The sequence below is a fragment of the Agromyces sp. P1_H4 genome, assembly GCF_056405255.1.
The window spans coordinates 1-1583 of the sequence record NZ_JBFUCL010000523.1; the positions used below are offsets into that span (position 1 = coordinate 1).

Genomic DNA, 1583 nt, shown 5'->3' on the forward strand with positions numbered 1-1583 from the left:
CTCCCAAGCGCTCGGCGCCCGTGACCCGGCCGACTCCGGCAGCCCCGGCTGAGCTCGAGGGCGACCACGACGGCCTCACCGTCGCCGGCATCGACCTGCAGCGGCTCCGCGCCCAGCGCGCCGCGCGCCCGGCCACGGCCACGCCCACGCCTCCGTCGGGCGTCACGGTGTCGCCTTCGGCGTCGCTCCGCATGCCCGACGGCAGCCTCGAGCCGATCGGCCACGAGGTCGTCCTCGGGCGCGCGCCGAGCGTGAGCCAGGTCTCGGGCGGGCGCATCCCGCGGCTCATCACGATCGGAGCCGGCGACCCCGATATCTCACGCAACCACCTGCGCGTCGCGGTCGAGGGAGACACGGTCGTGGTGACCGACCTGCACTCGCGCAACGGCACGCATGTCGTCGCGCCAGGCAAGCCCCCGGTCAAGTTGCGGGCCGGCGAGCCGACGCCCGTCCTCACCGGTACGGTGATGGACCTCGGCGGCGGCTGGACCATCCAGGTCGTGGGCGAATGATGYGTCGCGCCCCGTCCACGCCGCCCGACCTGCCCGGATACACGGCGCTGCAGCTGCTCGGCTCTGGCGGGTTCGCCGATGTGTTCCTCTACGAGCAGCGCCTGCCGCGGCGCAAGGTCGCGGTGAAGGTGCTCCTCACCGAGGAGCTCGGCCGTGACACGCGCGCCCAGTTCGTCGCCGAGGCCAACCTCATGGCCCAACTGTCGGCGCATCCGTTCATCGTGACGATCTTCCACGCCGATGTCTCCGCCGACGGCCGCCCCTACTTCGTCATGGAGTACTGCTCGGGGCCGAGCCTCGCCGAGCGCTACAAGCGCGAGCGGTTCGCCGTCGAGGATGCGCTGCGCACCGGCATCCGCCTCGCCGGCGCCGTCGCCACGGCGCACGCCGCCGGCATCCTGCACCGCGACATCAAGCCGGCCAACGTGCTGACGAACGACTACGGGTGGCCCGCCCTCACCGACTTCGGCATCTCATCGAACCTCGAGGGCGAGTTGCCGGTGCACACGATGACGTCGCCCGTCGACGCGTCGTCGACGTCCTCCGGCCAGTCCGCGGTCGGCATGAGCGTGCCCTGGTCGCCGCCCGAGATGTTCGAGGATGACCCCAAGCCCGACCAGCGCAGCGATGTCTTCTCGCTCGCCGCGACGGTGCACTCCCTCCTCGCCGGGCGCACGCCGTTCGAGATCCCGGGGCGACCGAACGGGTCGCTCGACCTCATCGGGCGCATCGAGCGAGGGGCGATCACGCCGATCGGCCGCGACGACGTGCCGCGCAGCCTGACGGCCGTGCTGGCGAAGGGCATGGCGACGCGTCGCGAGGACCGCTATCCCAGTGCGGTGGAGTTCGCCAGGGCACTCCAGCGCGTCGAGCTGGAACTCGGCTACCCGGCGACCACCATCGAGGTCCCCAACCTCTCCTCCGAGCGACAGGCGCCCGTCGAGGACGGCGCTGACGAGACGCGCGCCCGCGCGGTGCGATCGGTCGAGGCGCAGCCGGCCGCCCCGACCCGGCTGCCGGCCGCCGTTCCCAGTGAGGACGACGCCACCCGCGCTCGCACGCCGCGTCAGG

At 72.8% G+C, this 1583-nt stretch carries 2 protein-coding genes; both read left to right on the forward strand.

What is annotated here, in order from left to right; translation table 11 throughout:
* Positions 1–512 (forward strand): FHA domain-containing protein (locus AC1DY2_RS19615; RefSeq protein WP_476763933.1); only part of this gene is annotated, 512 nt, incomplete at its 5' end.
* Positions 509–1583 (forward strand): serine/threonine-protein kinase (locus AC1DY2_RS19620; protein ID WP_476763934.1); only part of this gene is annotated, 1075 nt, incomplete at its 3' end. The genes AC1DY2_RS19615 and AC1DY2_RS19620, both read left to right, overlap by 4 nt.